This is a genomic window from Methanomicrobium antiquum (assembly GCF_029633915.1).
Lineage (GTDB): Archaea > Halobacteriota > Methanomicrobia > Methanomicrobiales > Methanomicrobiaceae > Methanomicrobium > Methanomicrobium antiquum.
The window spans coordinates 639814-658723 of the sequence record NZ_CP091092.1 but is presented as its reverse complement, the minus strand read 5'-3'; the positions used below and the strand labels follow the sequence as shown (position 1 = coordinate 658723).

16 protein-coding genes are annotated in these 18910 nt (G+C 31.5%); 4 read left to right on the top strand and 12 right to left on the bottom strand.

Annotation, left to right across the window (positions count from 1 at the left end):
- Nucleotides 1–3 precede the first annotated feature (3 nt).
- The 4 genes from L1994_RS03180 to L1994_RS03165 are packed head-to-tail and all read left to right on the top strand — an operon-like array spanning nucleotide 4 to nucleotide 4857.
- Nucleotides 4–1185 carry a UDP-N-acetyl glucosamine 2-epimerase gene (locus tag L1994_RS03180; protein ID WP_278100248.1) on the top strand — a complete coding sequence of 394 codons (1182 nt, stop codon included), beginning with the start codon at nucleotides 4–6 and terminating at the stop codon, nucleotides 1183–1185.
- A gap of 21 nt (nucleotides 1186–1206) precedes the next feature.
- On the top strand, nucleotides 1207–2271 hold the full coding sequence (locus L1994_RS03175; RefSeq protein ID WP_278100247.1) for a polysaccharide deacetylase family protein: 1065 nt from the start codon (nucleotides 1207–1209) through the stop codon (nucleotides 2269–2271).
- Nucleotides 2268–3386, top strand: a complete 1119-nt coding sequence (locus L1994_RS03170) for a carboxylate--amine ligase (protein WP_278100246.1) — start codon at nucleotides 2268–2270, stop codon at nucleotides 3384–3386. Before L1994_RS03175 ends, L1994_RS03170 begins: the two co-directional genes overlap by 4 nt.
- A gap of 1 nt (nucleotide 3387) precedes the next feature.
- Nucleotides 3388–4857 carry a methyltransferase domain-containing protein gene (locus L1994_RS03165; protein WP_278100245.1) on the top strand — a complete coding sequence of 490 codons (1470 nt, stop codon included), beginning with the start codon at nucleotides 3388–3390 and terminating at the stop codon, nucleotides 4855–4857.
- A 15-nt stretch (nucleotides 4858–4872) separates the two neighbouring features.
- On the opposite strand, the gene L1994_RS03160 is transcribed toward L1994_RS03165, so the two are convergent.
- From L1994_RS03160 to L1994_RS03105, 12 genes are all read right to left on the bottom strand, one after another.
- The gene (locus L1994_RS03160) at nucleotides 4873–6216 is read right to left on the bottom strand and encodes an oligosaccharide flippase family protein (protein ID WP_278100244.1); all 1344 of its coding nucleotides are present in this window, start codon (nucleotides 6214–6216) and stop codon (nucleotides 4873–4875) included.
- Nucleotides 6217–6277: 61 nt separating this feature from the next.
- Entirely contained in the window at nucleotides 6278–6781 is a 504-nt protein-coding gene (locus tag L1994_RS03155) for a lipopolysaccharide biosynthesis protein (RefSeq protein ID WP_278100243.1), read from the bottom strand.
- Nucleotides 6782–6835: 54 nt separating this feature from the next.
- Nucleotides 6836–8125 (bottom strand): glycosyltransferase, encoded by a 1290-nt coding sequence (locus L1994_RS03150; RefSeq protein ID WP_278100242.1) that lies wholly within the window; start codon nucleotides 8123–8125, stop codon nucleotides 6836–6838.
- Between the two features lie 136 nt (nucleotides 8126–8261).
- Complete coding sequence (locus L1994_RS03145) at nucleotides 8262–9830, bottom strand: hypothetical protein (protein WP_278100241.1); 1569 nt, start codon at nucleotides 9828–9830, stop codon at nucleotides 8262–8264.
- A gap of 49 nt (nucleotides 9831–9879) precedes the next feature.
- Nucleotides 9880–10992 (bottom strand): glycosyltransferase family 4 protein, encoded by a 1113-nt coding sequence (locus tag L1994_RS03140; RefSeq protein ID WP_278100240.1) that lies wholly within the window; start codon nucleotides 10990–10992, stop codon nucleotides 9880–9882.
- A 24-nt stretch (nucleotides 10993–11016) separates the two neighbouring features.
- The gene (locus tag L1994_RS03135; protein ID WP_278100239.1) at nucleotides 11017–12165 is read right to left on the bottom strand and encodes a glycosyltransferase family 4 protein; all 1149 of its coding nucleotides are present in this window, start codon (nucleotides 12163–12165) and stop codon (nucleotides 11017–11019) included.
- Nucleotides 12162–13163, bottom strand: coding sequence for a DUF362 domain-containing protein (locus L1994_RS03130; protein ID WP_278100238.1), 1002 nt, complete (start codon nucleotides 13161–13163; stop codon nucleotides 12162–12164). The genes L1994_RS03135 and L1994_RS03130 overlap by 4 nt, the downstream gene beginning before the upstream one ends.
- Nucleotides 13153–14391 (bottom strand): glycosyltransferase family 4 protein, encoded by a 1239-nt coding sequence (locus L1994_RS03125; RefSeq protein ID WP_278100237.1) that lies wholly within the window; start codon nucleotides 14389–14391, stop codon nucleotides 13153–13155. The genes L1994_RS03130 and L1994_RS03125 overlap by 11 nt, the downstream gene beginning before the upstream one ends.
- 1 nt (nucleotide 14392) lies before the next feature.
- On the bottom strand, nucleotides 14393–15787 hold the full coding sequence (locus L1994_RS03120; RefSeq protein ID WP_278100236.1) for a B12-binding domain-containing radical SAM protein: 1395 nt from the start codon (nucleotides 15785–15787) through the stop codon (nucleotides 14393–14395).
- Between the two features lie 51 nt (nucleotides 15788–15838).
- Nucleotides 15839–16837, bottom strand: a complete 999-nt coding sequence (locus L1994_RS03115) for an NAD-dependent epimerase/dehydratase family protein (protein WP_278100235.1) — start codon at nucleotides 16835–16837, stop codon at nucleotides 15839–15841.
- A gap of 6 nt (nucleotides 16838–16843) precedes the next feature.
- Complete coding sequence (locus L1994_RS03110; protein WP_278100234.1) at nucleotides 16844–17785, bottom strand: NAD-dependent epimerase/dehydratase family protein; 942 nt, start codon at nucleotides 17783–17785, stop codon at nucleotides 16844–16846.
- Between the two features lie 25 nt (nucleotides 17786–17810).
- Complete coding sequence (locus tag L1994_RS03105) at nucleotides 17811–18719, bottom strand: glycosyltransferase family 2 protein (RefSeq protein WP_278100233.1); 909 nt, start codon at nucleotides 18717–18719, stop codon at nucleotides 17811–17813.
- Between the last annotated feature and the right edge of the window lie 191 nt (nucleotides 18720–18910).

The window sequence follows — 18910 nt, the reverse complement described above, 5'->3', positions numbered from 1 at the left end:
TAAATGAAAATAGTATCAATAGTCGGTGCACGTCCGCAGTTTATTAAGTGTGCACCGGTATCAAGAGAGCTTAGAAAAGAAAATCAGGAGATTTTGGTTCATACCGGCCAGCACTATGACGCCAATATGTCAGATGTTTTTTTTGAGCAGTTAAATATCCCAAAACCTGATTATCATCTCAATATTGGTTCAGCAAGTCATGGTGAGCAGACCGGAAAGATGCTAATTGAAATTGAGAAAGTCTTAATCACAGAAAAGCCGGACATGGTTTTGGTTTACGGTGATACCAACTCAACTCTTGCAGGCGCTCTTGCCGCATCAAAGCTTCACATTCCCGTTGCACACGTAGAAGCAGGTCTCAGGTCCTTTGACAGAACAATGCCTGAAGAGATAAACAGGATTATGACTGATCATATCTCAGATTTGCTTTTCTGCCCAACTCAGACTGCGGTTGATAATCTTGCAAAGGAAGGGATAACACAAGGCAGCAATGCGTCAATAATGCAGGAAACCAATGGAGAGGGCGGTAAAGGCAGCGGTAAAGGCAAAGGTAAAGTTAAAGTTAAAGGTAAAGGGGTTTATCTAACAGGCGATGTAATGTTTGATGCTCTTCGGTACAATCTGAAAATTGCTGAAGATAAATCTACGATTTTAAAAGACCTGAACCTGACCGAAAAGAATTATTTTGTTGCAACAGTTCACCGGCCTTCAAACACGGACATTGAAGAAAATCTGAGAAATATAATTGGAGCATTTTCTGAAATAATAAAAAGAAGTTCATGTCCTACCATATTTCCTGTTCACCCAAGAACTGTCAAATTTTTAAAAAGCTACGGCCTTTATGAAAATCTTCCTGAAAATTTAATTCTTTTAGAACCTCTGCCATACCTTGACATGCTTCTTTTAATGTCAAAGGCAAACAAAATCATGACAGACTCAGGAGGAATTCAAAAAGAAGCATATATTTTGAATATTCCATGTATAACACTCAGAGAGAATACTGAATGGGTTGAGACTCTTCAAGGCGGTCGTAATATTCTAACAGGAGCTGACAGGGAAAAAATTGTTCAGGCAGTTTTTGATTGTGAAACTGATAAACTTTTTAATTCAGAGATATTTGGCAAAGGGGATTCTGCAGTGGATATTGTATCTGAAATTGCCTCATTTTACAGTGAAAACACATAGAATCTAAATAGGGGGGAATAAATGAATCAGGACTATCTTGAACTAATTAAAAGTCATCCGGAGTTATGGGATCATTTTACACGAAAAGAGGAATATAGTTCTGAATTTCGGGATCGATTTGACAGATTTCCATATTATCTGAGTAAAACCAGAAATATCTTTGAACCAAATGTATCTGAATTTCTCTTTAAATCCGGCTATACGCCAAAGTATCCGGATGGTAAAAAATTCGCTGTCTGCCTGACTCATGATATTGACAGCGTTTACAGAAAATTTCCTGCCAAATGCTACCATATCGCCAAATCCACCTATAAAAAAGACAAAACTGAATTTTCTAAGAATATAAAGACTATTTTTAATAAAAAACAACCTCTCTGCAACTTTGAAGAGATAATGGACCTGGAAGAAAAATACGGTGCAAAATCAAGTTTTTATTTTCTTGCTTTAAAACCCGGTGATCAGGATTATACATATGACATCATGGACTTAAAGGATGAGATAAGAAATATCAAAGACAGGGGATGGGAAGTAGGTCTTCACGGAGGTCATGAAGCCTACAATTCCTATGAAAAGATCTGCGAAGAAAAAAAGAGGCTTGAAGACGCTCTTGGATCAAAAGTCATTGGCTACCGAAATCATTTTCTTCACTTTAAAACACCGGATACCTGGGAGCATCTTGCCCGTGCCGGATTTAAGTATGACACAACATTTGGATACGCAGACTGTGTTGGTTTTCGGAATGGCATGTGTCATCCATTCCGGCCATACAACTTGAACACAAATGAATTCATCAACATAACAGAAATTCCACTTGCAGTTATGGACTGCACAATACTACACTCATACATGAAGTTAAACTACGACACGGCAATGAACCTTGCAAAAAGAATGATAGACAAAGTCGCAGAGCTAAACGGTGTTTTTACACTATTATGGCACAACACATATCTGCAAAGTGGCACACCGGAACTCAGATTCTATGAGAAAATACTAAACTACTGTCAACAAAATGATGCCTGGATTACTGATGGGAAAAGTATTCAATCTACTTATGAAAATAAACTTTTGGATAGTGTGAAAATATGATTAAAGTTCTGATTACAGATGCTCAATACAAACACACACTTGGTGCTGTTAGAAATCTAAATAAGAAAGGATATTATATTATTGCAGGTTCTCAAAGCAAAAATGCACTTTCATTTTTTTCAAAATATTGTAATGAAAAATTAATATATCCCGATCCTAAAAATGTTGATGAGTTCACTAAATTTCTAATTAAATATTTAGAAAATAATCATATTGATGTTCTTCTTCCTATTGGATACAATACTACAGTTGCAATTTCTAAAAGGAAAAATGAATTAATAAAATATACTCATATTCCTGTAGCAGATTTCAATGTTATGGAAATTGCTTCCAATAAAGACAAAACAATGAAATTAGCTTCAAAATTGGATCTAATTACACCTAAAGAATATAATGAGAAGGAAAAAATTGAAAGATTTCCTGTAGTTGCAAAGGGAATATATGAATCAGGTAATATTCAATATATCAATAGTCAAAAAGACTTCTTAAAACTAAAATTATCTAATTATATAATACAGGAATATATTCCAGGTGAAGGTTATGGATTTTATGCCTTGTTAAACCATGGTAATGTAAAGGCCATATTTATGCATAAAAGATTAAGGGAATACCCAATAACCGGTGGTTCCAGTACTGCTGCAATGAACACATATGATGAAGAGTTAATGAATTTGGGATTGAAATTATTAAAAGCTCTGAAATGGCATGGAGTTGCAATGGTAGAATTCAAAAAGGATTCTCGGGATAATCAATTTAAACTAATGGAGATTAACCCAAAATTCTGGGGTTCACTTGATTTATCAACCACTGCAGGGGTGGACTTTCCAGAACTTGCAATTAAAATGGCATTAGGCGAAGAATTTGATCCTGTAATGACATATGATCAAAATACAAAGTTTAGGTGGCTGTTTCCTGATGATACTATACATCTTTTTGCAAATCCCAGATCATTTGGATCATATATGAAAGATTTCTTTGATAAAAATACATATGGGAATGTCCAATTTGATGACATTAAACCGAATATAATTCAAATTTTTAATACTTTTTTTTATCTACTTATTCATATAAAGAATAGAAATCTCAAATATCCACACGGAAAACCAGAGGTATAATATGAATTTTGATTTTCACATACATTCAGATTATTCTTATGATTCAGATTCTAAAATAGAAGATATTGTAAAAGAGGCCAAAAAAAAGGGTTTAAATGGAATAGCAATTACAGATCATGAAACAATAAAAGGTGCATTGGAAGCTATAAATATTAATCATGATCCTGAATTTCAAATAATTATAGGTTCTGAAATAAAAACTGAATATGGAGACATTATAGGACTCTTTTTAAAAGATGAAATTTCATCAAGAAATTTCATTGAAGTTATACACGAGATAAAAAACCAAGATGGAATTGTTGTTTTACCACATCCGTATAGAGGAACCAAAATCCAGAATATAATAAATAATGAATTATTAGAACATATTGACCTCATAGAAACATTTAATTCTAGAACAGGAAGATATGATAATTTTTATGCTGAGGAATTGGCACAGAAATACAATAAGCCTACAATAGGAGGTAGTGATGCACATTGCTTATCAGAAATTGGATTGGTTTCCATAAAATGTGATTTGGATACAGATTTAAAGGAACAATTATTGGATAATAAATGCCAAATAAAAAAGACAAATCTTTCATATTCATATCAAATAGCTCATAGCAGATATATAAAAGAAAAGAAAAAAAACAAAACTATCTCTGCACTAAAAGAAAGATTAAAAGAGCAATTTTTATACTTTTTTAGAGTTGAACAAGATTTCTTTATTCCAGAAGTTATTCCTAATGATAAATTACAGAATAAATTAGATCAGCATATAAAATATTATAACTCTTGGATATGGCGGTACCAACATAGACAGAGAATAGATAATGTAATATCTTTATTACCAAGTTTTAATGTCAATAATAATTCTAAAGTTTTAGAAGTTGGATGTGGCAGAGGTCCATATACAAATATTTTAGCTAATTTAAGTAGTTCAGTATGTGCAATTGAATATTCAACCAGAGAGATAAAAGAGGCTAAGAAATATATTGAACAAAGCGGACTCATTGATAATGTCACCCTTATAATTGCTGATGCCCAATTCCTTCCATTTAAAAATGATACTTTCAATTTTGTATTGTGTTCAGAGGTTTTAGAACACCTAAATCAACCTAAAACAGGAGTCAGTGAAATTTATAGAGTACTTATTCCTGGCAACAAAGCTTTAATCAGCATGCCTAATCTAATCAGTTATTTCTGGATGAAAAATCGCATACAAGTAGAAATTAAAAATAAAATATTTAGGAAAAAAATACCAATAGATCCACATGTGAGTTATCCATATTGGAGGATAATTAACTTAATTAAAACATCCAATTTTAAAATAAAAGTCCTTAATGGTACGCATTTATTCTCTGGAGGATTAATATTTGGATATCTTATTCAAAATCATCCTATGTGTGTCAAATATTTAAATAAATTAGAAAAAAAATTTAAAAAAGGATTTTTATTTTCATTTTTTTTCGTTAAAATTGAAAAATAATACCCAAAAAATCAATTATTTATATCTTTTTTTCATAGACAACACTTTTATTGCATAAATATTAAACAGAACCAATAAACAATACATCAATGTCATCATTACTGAATATAAGATCAACGTCAATATTACAGAAAAATTTAATTCATAAGATACATAAAAAATACCAAATATGCTTGATAAACGTATTATATCCCACAATAAGTTAATATAATTTAAACCAAAAATTAACATTTGAGAGATTGGAGAAACAATAAATTGCATAACAACAAACAAGGCCAACGGCCAACAATACCACCCGGCTTCAACCCATGCTTCTCCAAAGATTATAGGAACTAAAAATGGTGCAAACAAAGCAGGTATCCCTATCAAAGGTATAGCAATAATTGACAAGTGTTTAAGCGTTCTAACATACAATGATCGAAGTTCCGGTGATTTCTCTCTGACCATTTTTGAGGCTTCTCCCAAGTACGCCTGCCCCATTGATTGAGAAATAACACTTCCCGGAAGAACCATCAACATGTGTGCAAGTGCATAATATCCTACAATCTCAGAATTATACAGTATTAAAAGAGCAAGAGGCGGCATTTGCAATGAAATTGTATTTACTATGGAAGCTGGGAAATTATAAATTGGAAAACTTTTGTACCTTTTTGCAACGCTTTTCATCCCGCTAAAAGAAATACTTTTTAGATTTTCCTTATCCTTTATCCACATTGAACGTGCAAGAGTGCCAATACCGGCAATCTGGGATACAATATGTCCCAAAATAAGTCCCATTGGTCCAAAAGAAACGATGCCAAGAATTATTTTACATACTGAACCGCTGGCTCCCTGGTTTACTTTTGTATAAGTAATTCTTTTGTAATCCCTTTGTCTTATTGCCCAATAGTTCAGAGTTGTATAAAGACCCATACCTATGAATCCAATAATTAAAAACAAGATGTATGGTTCAATAATACTCATATCAAAAAAGTTAACAAGCAACTCTCTTCCAAAAAATAATAAAAATCCTAAAATTATTGTTGTAATAAAAAGAATTATTAAACACAGACCAAAAAGATTTGCTGCGTCATTATCCTCTTTTGGCAAAGCATAAGCAAATTCATAACGCAAAGTAGCTCCAATTCCAACAATTGCCAATATTGATGAATAAACCGCAAGCACACCCAAATCATCAGGAGTATAGAGGCGTGTAATAACTGGCATTGTAATAATTCCAATTATCTGAGCAATTGCAGTACCGCTGCCAAGGACAAGAACACCTTTATAAAGTGGATTTTTTAATATGTAAGAAAAAATTCTGGATGCTAAAGGAATTTCTTCAATTATTTTTATAATTTTATTAACTAATTTGCTCAAAAGTAATGCCCCCCCCAGATTAATAATTCTCTAAAATCCTTTTATATTATTATCACTTGAATCAGTAATCTATCTTATTAGTCCATTTAAGATTAAAAGGTGTTCCAAATTTTATCAAATCCCTTCCATTGCAGAAGTAATTTAGCATTATAAATACAATCTGCCCCACAGCACCAAGAAGAATCAGCCCGGCGCCGGCTTTGACATAATATGAAGCACTTTCATCCTGGAGAATAAAGGATGCAATATTGTCCGATAATAAAAAGACAGCTGATGAGATGATCAGGCTTGTTACAAATACAAACAGAAGTATTGAATAGAAACTCTCCTGAATCTTTTGCTTATCCTTCTCAGCCGATAAGAACCGGACCGCTGACATCTGAAGTCCCATAATGCCAAGAGGTGTGAGCAGGGAGACAGTAACAGAAATCTGTGCCCATATACCATAATCATACGGCCCAAGTGTCTTTGTGATGAGTGGCAGTAGCAGGAACGCTGCAAGTGATGTTGTTGCCTGCGTTATGCCGATTATTCCGACATCTTTTATGAATTTTTTGTAGGACATATGGATATCACTCTTAATATTACCACTAAAATAATATAATCAATATTTTTTTGACTACCTTAAAGAAATAACATCTAGTGCCTCTGAAAATTTTCTAGCCATTTCATAATGACTATATTTATCTATTTCTGATTGTATCCCATTATATTGTACAAATCCATTTTTTTTATATTCATTATAACTCTTTATTAAAAAATTTTTAATTTCATATTCATTTGAAACATGAAAACCTGCATTAGTATCGGTGATAAGCCTAGTAACAACTCCTCCAGAAAATCCGAGAGAAAGTATTGGTCTTTTTGCTGCAAGGTACTCAAATACTTTCCCAGTATATATACCTTTTTCTTCAGGATTATTCCAAGTCAAGAGAAGAAGTATCTGAGACTCCCATTGTTTTCTTATCGCAACATCATGGGGTACTTGTCCATGAAATTTAACAATATCTTCCAGATTATATTTTGCAACTTTATCCTCTAACCAAAAATCAAATCTACCATAAAAATTTATAGAAATCTCACTTGCATTTATTGTTTCCTCAAAGATTAATTCACTCAATGCCTTAAAAAGTGGCTCAGGATCCATCCACCTTTTATATATAGATCCTGTATATGTTATTGTGTAAACTTTGCTCAAAGGAACTCCGGGATTCATTTTTTCCGGATCAAATCCATTTGGAATGGTAAAAATTTTTTTTTCAGAATATCTCTTAGATAATAAATTATTCAATGGATCTGAAACAGTTGATAATGCATCTGCTGTTTTGAGTATTTTTTTTTCTAAACGCGTTTCAATTATTCTTCTAATTTTTGAATGAAGATAATAGTGATTCTGAGTCCAAAGATCCCGAAGATCGGCAATCCAGGGTAGATTATATTTTTCAGAAAGAGTATGAGCAATAAGATGTGTAGTAACTGGAGATGATGAACTTATTAACGCCTCACAGTCATAATTTTCAATTGATTTTATTCCTGCTTCTAAACCATCTTTATACCAGCTTTTTTCTCTATCAGGATAGCATAAGAACTCATTTATTATTTGACAGAGATATCCAAATAAATTGCTTAAATGGTTACCATTTTGTATATTAAGTGATTCATTAATAGTTTTGTTGGGATCAATTCCAAAAAATAATTTTATAAATGAATAAATGTCTCTATAATCAGTTTCAACTAAATTATATTTATTATGATCAAATAAATATTTATCATCATTTGTTTGTTTTATAGTAATAATTGTTGGATCCCAACCAAATTCTGGTAAATATTTCGCAATTCCTCTAAGTCGAACAGAGGCAATTATCTCCTTTTGAGAAAAATAAAAAGTGATTATTATAACTTTTTTCAAATATACTCCCCCCAATTTAATATTATGCAAATGTGTATATATATAATTTCTTTATAACTATAGTTGATTGAATTACACCTAAGATAGTGTGTAGTGCCTCAAAACATTCGTGAATTTTTATAACATGCCATGATAATCAACTAAGATAACAATTAGCTTTTCCATTATTATAGATTAATTGTTTTTCATCGAATTTAAAAGTCTTAATGCCAATATCATTATAGTGACTGGATATTATATCTGAATCAACGTAATATTCTGGAGTTAAGGAGTTACTAACAAAACTGATCTTTTTAAATTCAAAATAGGGCTTTATATAATAGTAAGTAAATTTTAGTCTGGATCCAGTAACAAATTTATCTGCTTCCCAAACATTATGTTGATTTTTTAATGAATTATCTAACCAGAATAATGTATTTTTTTCATAATTATCTGTAAATCTCCATGAATTTGATACTAAAGGTTCACCTGTAATATAAAGCAAAGAACCAATTGAGAAAAGCAATATTAAAAATATTATAATGATATTATAGTTACACAGCATAAATTCATATATTGATTTATTAAAATGAGATATATATATGCCAATAATCAATATAGAAAAAGGAATTATAAATTGAGTTGTTCTTAATTGGAGATTTGTACCAACTCCACCTGCTCCAATAAGATCTACAATAATTGAAAAAACAACAATTATTCCCAATATAGCAAATATCAGCAAAGATAATAAAAGAGATCTTTCTTGTTTTATATTTTTAATAAATATATTAATAATAATTGAAACAAAGAGAACAATTGACAAGGGTAATATGGTTATTTGATAAAGAGCAATTACGCTCCAATATAATATAGGTGATTTCCAAGCATCCGTAACATAAGTATAAGCAGATGGTGTTTGAATTTCATCAAATGAAAATATAAACAAATCATCTCCTATATTTTGAAATGTCCATAATGACATTTCAAGCATAGGAGAATAAATATAAACAATTGTTAGGCCAAGTATAGATAAAATTATTATAGAAATTATTACATGTTGGCTTAATAAATAATTTATTTTTCCACCCGATATTTTATCACACCTCTTAAAATAATAATCGGCGAGAATAATTATCATAAATACACAAACACCAATTAAAATAAAATAAAAATTTGTCGAAGAAAAAGTAAAAAATACAATTAAAATTAATAGAAGCCAATTTATATCTTTTTTTTTGAAATAATTTATAAAAAGATATATTAGTAACATAAAAAAAGATAAAGTCATAAAAAAATGTGACCCACGTGTAGTTTCAAAGAGCGTCATTGGAGATAATAATAATAATAATACTGAGAGTGTTATGAGTTTTTTTTCTTTTAAAAAGCAATAATAAAATAAATAACTAATAATGATGAAAATTGTACCAAGTGCCGGTCTAAAATATATTTGAAAATTTATAGCTGAAATATTTGTCATTATAGATATTATTGCAGCAAACAACTGATAGCCAAAACCATTTGAATAACCTATTTCAGATAGACCGTTTGCTAATAATCTTTCAATACTTTTGGTTATTATTATTGCATCCCCATCTAAAACAAGAAAGTTTAGTCTTAAAAGATAATAATTTCTAAAAAAAATACTAATTGATACAATAATTAGAAAATACAAATAATAGCGTATATTTTTTTTTTCACTTTTTCTGCTTATGACTTTATTAGTCATTATTAATATTCTCCAATTTTATTTTTTATGTAATACTTGTCAAACTAAATTATATTATATGTTTAATTATATTACTCCATTGATATAATGTTTTTTCAAATGAATAATTTTCATAAACAAATATATTCCCATTCTTGACAATTTCTTCCAAATTTGAAATTTTTAAGACCCTGTTTACACTTTCTGCAATACACTTTGGGGAATTGTTATCCATTATAAAACCATTTATGCCATTATTTATAATGTCCGGTATAGCACCTACTGGAGTCGCGAGTACAGGAGTACCACAGGCCATAGCTTCAAGAATTATATTCGGAAGACCTTCAGTATAAGATGGAAGGATAAGAAGACGTAATTGATTTAAATATTTTGGTATCTCATTATGAGATATCCAGCCTGAAATCTGCACTCTTTCAGTGAGACCGGATTCTGTGATATAAATCTCAATCGATTCTTTCAACTGTCCATCGCCACAAATAAGGATATTTAAGCCATCATTTTCTCTTAGAAGAATCTTTAATGCCAAGATAAAATTTAGAATTCCTTTTTCTTCACTAAGACGCCCAATATATCCTATAAGAAAAGGACGTTTATTTAATGGTGTAATAATATTGAATATATTGAAATCAATAAAATGTTCTCCAGCTATTATTATTTTATGTTGATACGATTCAAGTTGGTAATCCTGAATTAATAATTTTGAATAGATTAGAATATTATCGGCAAAAAAAAGACAAGGTTTACGGATAATCTTTAACATTACAGTTAACTTATCTTGATTTGTGTGATGTGTTTTTATAGATGAACCAGCCAACAACAAAATAACTTTTTTCCCAAATAATTTTGCACATATAATTGGAAGTAAAAGAGTATCTCCGCCAATAAAAAATATAAAAACATCAATGTCCTTTTTTTGCTTTAATATTGCCTTGATTAGTTTAATTTGTAAATTAAAATAATTTAGAATTCTAAAAAAATAATTATTATACTGCTTATTGTAAATCACTTCACAGGTTATATTTTGATTTTTTTCATGATGCTGAAATTCATAAATTCCAAAAATACAATGAATGTCACAATTGATCATTGTTAAAATTTTAAGGAGATTGTTTAGAGGAGTTATATTAATTGTATTGGGATGATTAATAATTCCTTTCTTCATGGTATATTCCTCCAATAATCATAATTATCTACAAATAATTAAATTTTCATATATTTTTTCTACCCTTTTTACAATATAAACCCAGTCCAAATTTTTATAAATATAATTTTTGCCACATAATATTTTTTTCCTATTTTCTTCGGGATGTAAAAGTACGTAATTAATCATTTCTGCCAAACATAATTCATCCCCATAAGGAATTATATAGCCACATTCAGCCTCCTTAACTATCTCACCACACCCACACCCATCAGTAACAATAACTGGTGTGCCACAAAGAACTGCTTCAAAAGGAACAAGACCAAAAATCTCATAAATAGAGGGATAGACAAGTAAATCAGCATCCTGATAAGCAAAATTCACACAGGAAATATTATCTATAAATTTAATATATTTAGAAATATCAAGCCTTTTTACAAGATTTTCTAAATTAGAACGATAACCTTCATCAGGACCAATAATGATTAAAGCTACTTCTTGTTTGTCCCAATTCTGAACAAATATTGAAAAAGATCTTATCAAAAAATCAATACCTTTAATTTTATGAATCCGACCAACAAATAAAATCATAAATTTCTGGTTAATACCAAAATTCTTTCGAAAATAACCAAAAGGAGGAAGATCTTTTAAAGGTTTAATAGCTATACCATTAGGTATTACTGTGATCTTCTCATCAGGAATCCCTTTCTGTTTGAGCTGTTTAACTTCACTTTGTGAAACAGCAACAATTTGTTTTGCAAGTTTTATTAGATTTTTTCCCCAGACTATATCAAAGAGATATTTCAACCATTTTTTTTCAATAATCTTTGGGAATGAACCATGTGGTTGAATAATAACGGGGATACCATAATTGTGTGCATATCTACTAACAACAACATTCTGGTATGATCTGAAATTATGAAGATGGATGATATCAAATTTCTGAAGATTGTCCTTTAACCACTTTTTTATTTCTGGAGAATAGAAAAACATTCCATAGTTTATAACCACCTTAAAAGGTATCACTTCAACACCATTAAGAGATTGAGCAAATCCAGAATCATAATTATAATCAGAAGTTATAATAGTAACATCATGTCCTTCTTTGACAAGCCCATTTGATAGATGATATGGAATCATAACTGAGCCACCAAATGAAGGAGAAAAAAATTGAATAACATGTAATATCTTCATTTAGATACTCTCTTCAAATCCTGATTTACAACTTCTTCATCCTTGTTTTTCAACTTTGTTGCAATACCATATATAATAGGTTTAATTGGTGAATCCATCACAATTTTAGCCATGCATTCGCTATTAAATGGTAATATAGAGACAGAATCAATCAAGGTTCTATTCACACTAAATTTCATCTGATATTGTTTCCAGTCTTGATTGAATCTGACTTCATTCAATTCTGTTGTTCCAAGTCCCTCCCTCTCTGCAATCTTAATGTGCTCAATATCATTAACCTGAAACCCCATCAATGAAGTTCCAAGTGAATCAGCAACAACAGGATTATTCGCAGATATTAAGAGATCAGATTTAACAGCTTCACCATGCATTGGTCCATGCTTGTTAAGTGCATTTATGCCATCAATCACAATAATTTGGGGTTTTAATAACTTTGTTAAGAGAGTCAATTTATAAGCAAGATTCTTATGATATAACCCTCTCATTGTATCTGGATAGCATCCCCAAAGATTCTTCATACTTAATGTGATAGTTGTCATTGCATGTACCTTCAGAACTGGAACAGAGATAAAACAATCAACATCATTTATTAGAATATCTGGGACCTGAACCTTCACCTTTTTATTTAGAATTTTATCTTCAACATATGTAGCAGGAATCTTTGAGAGATTCACGAGTTCAGTACCTGTATTACTGCAGATTTTGTACATGTTATGACCCTTGAATCCATCATCTGCTGAGAAAGAATGATTTCCACCATCAGATTCTCCAATAATGACCCTATCAGCTCTGTCTTTAAGTTTAGCCAATAAAATTTCAAGGAGTTCAGGAGTTGTTGTTATACCTGGTTTATGAAATGGATATGTAAAGTTTGGTTTTACAAATACTAAACTGTCATTTGAGATTTGATTTTTCCATTCAATATGATCAAGGCTATTTGAAACATCTTTTTCTAAATCCGTGATTTTTGTAATAAATGCTCGATAATCAGTATTCATTGTTATTAACCTCCACAGACTTACTATAACATTCAAGATCGCATATAATCTGCTCTAATTGTTTAACAATACTTAACTTATCATTATTTTCAATGCAATGTCTAAATCCAGCAATCCCTATTTTTTTTAAAGCACTTTCATCTTTTAAAATTTTTATCGTATTTTTCGCAAAATCATCAATATCTGAATATATTATACCATAATTTTCATTGGGCAATAATTCTTTCATGCCCTGCAAAGGAGTTGCCAAAACTGGTTTTGCACAAGCTAAATATTGATAAACCTTACCGGGGATTATATCTCTAGTTGTATCATTAATCTGAAATGGATTTATACATAAATCTGCAAGATTGATGAATTCTGGCATTAATTCAAATTGCTGAAATCCAGTCAATAATATACATTCTGTCAAATTTAATTCATTAATCAGTAATTTTACACGTTCAAATAGTGGGCCTCCACCAACAAGTATAAGTTTTGCTTCTGGAATTTCCTTTACTACCTGAGAAAATTTTCGAACATATAGATCTAACCCAGAAAAATCAAAAAATGTCCCTATAAATATTATAATTCTGTCACTACTACCTATATGCATTGCATTTTTGAGTTCAGATACGTCAATTGATGGATGAAATTTTTTTGTGTCAGTACCAAATAGAAGTAGTTTCACTTTTTCTTTTTTAGCACCAAAATTTATTACATAATCTGCAAGTTTTGGCGTTAATGCAATTATGCAATCAACGTTTTTATAGACATATTTTTCAAAATAAAATGTAAATTTACTCAATGTTTTAGATTTTACTAGTCCATGAAGATTATCAATAGACCTGAAGACAACAGGAACTTCATATTTTTTTGCAAGTAATATTGATTGTATCCCATTAGTAGGGACAGAATACAAAATAATTACGTCAATATTATACTTTTTAATTGTGCTCTTTATTGCATAATAATGTGAAATCATAGCAGAAAATCGATCAAAACCAGGAATTTTAAAAAAACCAGGCCGAATTAAACAAATAGATGCTTCATCATAGATTCTTTTTTTGTTTGAAAATTCCTTTGTTTTGATATAACCAAAATCTATCAAATTTTCTCGTTGCCACGTATCTTGGTAATCAATTAAATATATTGAATGTCCTAGTACAGATAACGATTCAGCAAGTTCATGCATATCAAAAATGACTTTTTTATTGTAATCCACTTCATGAATAAAAAGAATGTTCATTTTATCTCCTGATCATATTAATTAACATTTTAGCACCACCAAAATTATTTCTTAAATCGTTTAGACTATGAATACTCATGATTCTTTGTTTAAAATAAGATAATCGCAAGTAAAACTCTTTATATGCTTGATCATTAAGCATGCTCAAATCATTTTTTGATAATAATTCAGTCTCAAATACAGGTTGTTTGCCAGAGTCAAGGTTGGCATATATAAAATCTTCCCAATTCTCACTAATCGCATGCGATTTAATGTATTCGTCGTAAAATGCAGTTCCAGGGAAAGGAGTTGCTATAGAAAATTGTACATAATCTAAAGGGAGGCTTTTTGCAAAATCAATTGTATTTCGTATTGTATCAGGTGTTTCACCAGGCGACCCTAGCATAAAGTATCCCACACTTTCAATACCTGCATGATGTGTTATTTCGACTGCATTTCGTATCTGTCGTAAAGTGATTTTTTTATTAAGTGTATTAAGAATATGTTGATTGCCAGATTCAATTCCAAAAGAAACTAAGTAGCAACCTGATTTCTGCATTGCATTTAATAGAACCTGATTGATTAAATTTACTCTGGCTTCACATGTCCATTCAATATCTAGATTTCTTTCTTTCAATTCCTGAGTAAATTCAATTACACGCTCTTTTCTAAGGGTAAATGTATCGTCATAAAAATCAATTTCTCTTACATTAAAGTTATCATAAAGGTATTCAATTTCATTTACAATTCTGTTTGGACTTTGATACCGAGGAATATCTCCAAATACTGATTTTGAACAAAAGGTACACTTATATGGGCAACCACGACTTGTAAGCATAGCCATATGTGCTCTTTTTCTACCATGGGGTGGATGAAATTTATATTTTTTAAGTGGAAGAAGATGGTACGCTAGAAAAGGTAATGAATCTAAATCACTTATCAATTCTCTATTTGGATTGTTCTGAATATTATTTCCAAGTTTATAAGATATTCCAAGTATATTATTGAAAGACTTCTTATTCTCAATTGATTTAGCAACTTCTAATATCGTATTTTCTCCTTCTCCCCTAATAACTAGATCAATACTCTCACTTTTTCTAAGAGTATCTTCAGGAAGTATTGTAGGATGCGGCCCACCAAGTATAACTATTGCTTTGGGATTTAACTCTTTAATTTTTTTTGCCAAGATTATAGCAATATTTATTGAAGGTGTCATTGCAGATATTCCAACAATGTCAGAATTTCTTGTTTTTTCTGCAATATCATCCATTGATAAGTTTAAAGCATTTGAATCAATTATTTCAGAAAAAAATTCTTCTTTTTCTAAAACAGCTGCAAGACTAGCCAATCCAAGAGGAGGTTGAGGATATCTAGAATTCCTCGGTAGATTTATTAGTGATATCTTTGTATCTTTCATATCATGCCCATTTTTATGTTTAACTAATTCTCTCTTAAAAATAGCAAATAGTTAAAATTCAGCAAATTTCTGAATGTTGTCCCAGTTGTCAACAAACCACTGATGGGTCTCCTTCAGGCCATCCCTAAATTCAACCTTTGGCTTGTAATTAAGAACATTTCCGGCTTTGTTGATGCAGGATAAAAGACGGCTTTTTGCGTCCCAGTCACGTCTTTCTTTAAAGTTTATCCCGGCATCATTACCTGTCAGCTCATTAATCCACGATGCAAGGTCTTTTATCATAATCTCCCGGCTTGCACCAAGATTGAAAGCCTCACCAATTGCTTTCTCATAATGTGCCATAGCAAGCAGACCGTCTGTTATATCGCCAACGTAAGTAAAGTCACGGGTTTCCTCCCCAGTACCTGTAATTGGAAGTGGTAGACCTTTCATTGACCAGTAGAAGAAATTAGGAATAACATTCCGGTATTTACCCGGAACTTCCCCCGGACCAAAAGAGTTGAAAAATCTTGCATTTACTATAGGAAGATTATAGAGATTATGATAATAATTTGTGTAAAGTTCTCCCAGAAGTTTTGTTACCTGGTAAGGTGTGTGCAGATTTATTGAAACATCATGTTCTTCAAATGGCATCTTCGAATCCAGGCCATATACTCCACAGCCGGATGACGAATAAATAAATCTCTCAACATCGCAAAGCTGTGCATATTCCAGAACCTTTAATATACCAAGACCATTGATCATTAAATCTGTTTCTGGTTTATCAACAGAATTCTGATTTGCAAAATGTGCCGCAAGGTGATATACAATGTCAGGTTTTGATTTAAAAACCCATTTTAATTTTACATCATCAAGAATATCTCCTTTAATGAACTGGACTTTGTCACTTTTAGGAATATTCCATTCATATGATGAAGAAAGGTTATCAAGAATAGTGATCTTTTTTGTATCAAGATCAATCAACTTTCGGACTAAATTACCGCCTATTGCACCAGCACCGCCTGTTACAAGCACTGTTTTATTAATAAAAGAATCTTCTACTCTATCCATTCTGCATCACTCTGAAATTCTGTAATACCATTTCATCCATTCAACTGTACGCTTTATTCCTTCTTCAGGAGAAACTATGGGATTGTGTTTTAAATCACGGACTGCCTTTGAAAAGTCCATTGTTTTGACTTTGGTTGTAAAAGGCTCCGACTCCTCATATGTAACTAAAGAATCGTTTCTGCCGACTGCCTTTAAAATAAGATCAGAATAACTCTTAATGTCCATTTCCCATTCAGGGCGGCTTCCCACGTTATAAACTTCTCCAGGTATAAAATTATCAACAATATTTGCCCATGTTCTGCAGGAATCCTCTACAAAATCAATAATTCTTTTATGGCCTTTAAAAACCATATAGGGTTTATTATAGAGTGCATGATAAATGAATTTAGGAATAAAACCACGATATGGAGTATAATGCTCACCCGGACCATAGCAGTTGACAGGTCTTACACGTACCGTTTCAGTACCAAACATTGTGGCAGAATTCATACACATAAGCTCTCCCGCCCATTTTGTTATGGCATAATCATTCATCTGATAAGTGTCAATAATTGGGTTTTTTTCCATTACATCTTCAGACATTTTCCCCATATAATCTCCATATACTTCAGCACTTGAAAAAAAGATCATCCTGAATTTCAGTTCTTCCTGAAGTCTTAGCATATGTTTAGTACCAATGACATTTGTCTGCCAGAGATTCTCATAGTATGCTTCACCATTCCAACGTCCATACTCTGCTGCAAGATGATAAACATAGTCAAATTTATCAGATTTAACAACACTCTCAAGCTGCCGATAATTTTTCACATCAGCACGGATGTAGCCATTTCTCTCATTATTTAAGAGATCAAGAGCGAGAACCTCATGACCCCTGTTTCTTAATTCATTAACAAGGTTTGTTCCAATAAACCCGGCTCCACCTGTAACTAAGATTTTTTGTGATTCCATTAATTGCTCACTTCTCAAAATTATATTAATCTATAGAATGATTATTAGAATTCATAAGTCTCACAATCGAGTTCAAAATAAGCCCCGATGTAAACAAAAGCATTCCAAAAACCATTATCAGAATTGCAAGCAGAAATACTACATAGTGAAATGTTCCTGCAGTGTGATATTCACCAACAGTGTACAGTCCCGCAAGAAATCCTAACAGACAGAGAAATCCTCCGGGAAGTCCAAAGAAATAAAGAGGTTTTTTGAAGCTTATAAAACCGACAATCTTTGAAAGGACAGAAAGTCCATGTTTCACCGGGTTTTCAGATGACGTATCCTCAATATCATATCGAACCTTAATTGGCACTTCACATAACTGAAGACCTGCCTCACTTGCTAAAAGAAGTATTTCAGACCCTGCAGACATATCATCTCCGGAAAGATTTGGTGCTATTGCCCGTATTGCTTTTTTATTATATGCTCTAAAACCGCTTTGTGAATCAGATACAGAGCACATGCATTTCGATGCTGCCATATTTGTTGCAGTGTCAAGAATTTTCATGCCAAATTTCCGATATAAAGGAATTGATTTTTTGGCACTGTTTAAGAAACGGGAACCAATAACAAGATCACAACTCGATAATTTAAATGAGTTCAAAAGCATTGGTATCTCCTCAGGATTGTGCTGGCCGTCTGCATCAATTATCACCAGAAAATCGGCATCCTGATTGAAGGCTTCAGTAAAAATTGTCTTTAATGCTCCACCATATCCCTTGTTTATTTCGTGAACAATGACATTTGCTCCAAGGGCTTGTGATATTTCACTTGTCAAATCTGAAGAGCCATCATCAACGACTAAAATTGAATCAGAATACCTTTTTGCACCAAGAATTGTCTTTGCAATAAAACGTTCTTCGTTATATGCAGGCATTGCAATAAGGATCATTGCAAATCACACCCCTTAAAATAAATGCAAAAACGGTTTTTACAATTGATTTTTACATCAATAAAAATGTCTAAATTGGCAATTTTGAAACTGCTCAATACTTTATTAACAGAACTACCTGCATCTCCTCTCATATGCTGAAAATCCCCCCCGAATTCAGCTATTATACAATATTAGTCGTCCAAAACCTG

What these genes read in the sequence shown, in the direction of transcription:
- L1994_RS03180 (WP_278100248.1), top strand. Translation starts at nt 4, where the DNA reads ATGAAAATAGTATCAATAGTCGGTGCACGTCCGCAGTTTATTAAGTGT.
- L1994_RS03175 (WP_278100247.1), top strand. Translation starts at nt 1,207, where the DNA reads ATGAATCAGGACTATCTTGAACTAATTAAAAGTCATCCGGAGTTATGG.
- L1994_RS03170 (WP_278100246.1), top strand. Translation starts at nt 2,268, where the DNA reads ATGATTAAAGTTCTGATTACAGATGCTCAATACAAACACACACTTGGT.
- L1994_RS03165 (WP_278100245.1), top strand. Translation starts at nt 3,388, where the DNA reads ATGAATTTTGATTTTCACATACATTCAGATTATTCTTATGATTCAGAT.
- L1994_RS03155 (WP_278100243.1), bottom strand. Translation starts at nt 6,781, where the DNA reads ATGTCCTACAAAAAATTCATAAAAGATGTCGGAATAATCGGCATAACG.
- L1994_RS03145 (WP_278100241.1), bottom strand. Translation starts at nt 9,830, where the DNA reads ATGACTAATAAAGTCATAAGCAGAAAAAGTGAAAAAAAAAATATACGC.
- L1994_RS03140 (WP_278100240.1), bottom strand. Translation starts at nt 10,992, where the DNA reads ATGAAGAAAGGAATTATTAATCATCCCAATACAATTAATATAACTCCT.
- L1994_RS03135 (WP_278100239.1), bottom strand. Translation starts at nt 12,165, where the DNA reads ATGAAGATATTACATGTTATTCAATTTTTTTCTCCTTCATTTGGTGGC.
- L1994_RS03130 (WP_278100238.1), bottom strand. Translation starts at nt 13,163, where the DNA reads ATGAATACTGATTATCGAGCATTTATTACAAAAATCACGGATTTAGAA.
- L1994_RS03125 (WP_278100237.1), bottom strand. Translation starts at nt 14,391, where the DNA reads ATGAACATTCTTTTTATTCATGAAGTGGATTACAATAAAAAAGTCATT.
- L1994_RS03120 (WP_278100236.1), bottom strand. Translation starts at nt 15,787, where the DNA reads ATGAAAGATACAAAGATATCACTAATAAATCTACCGAGGAATTCTAGA.
- L1994_RS03115 (WP_278100235.1), bottom strand. Translation starts at nt 16,837, where the DNA reads ATGGATAGAGTAGAAGATTCTTTTATTAATAAAACAGTGCTTGTAACA.
- L1994_RS03110 (WP_278100234.1), bottom strand. Translation starts at nt 17,785, where the DNA reads ATGGAATCACAAAAAATCTTAGTTACAGGTGGAGCCGGGTTTATTGGA.
- L1994_RS03105 (WP_278100233.1), bottom strand. Translation starts at nt 18,719, where the DNA reads ATGATCCTTATTGCAATGCCTGCATATAACGAAGAACGTTTTATTGCA.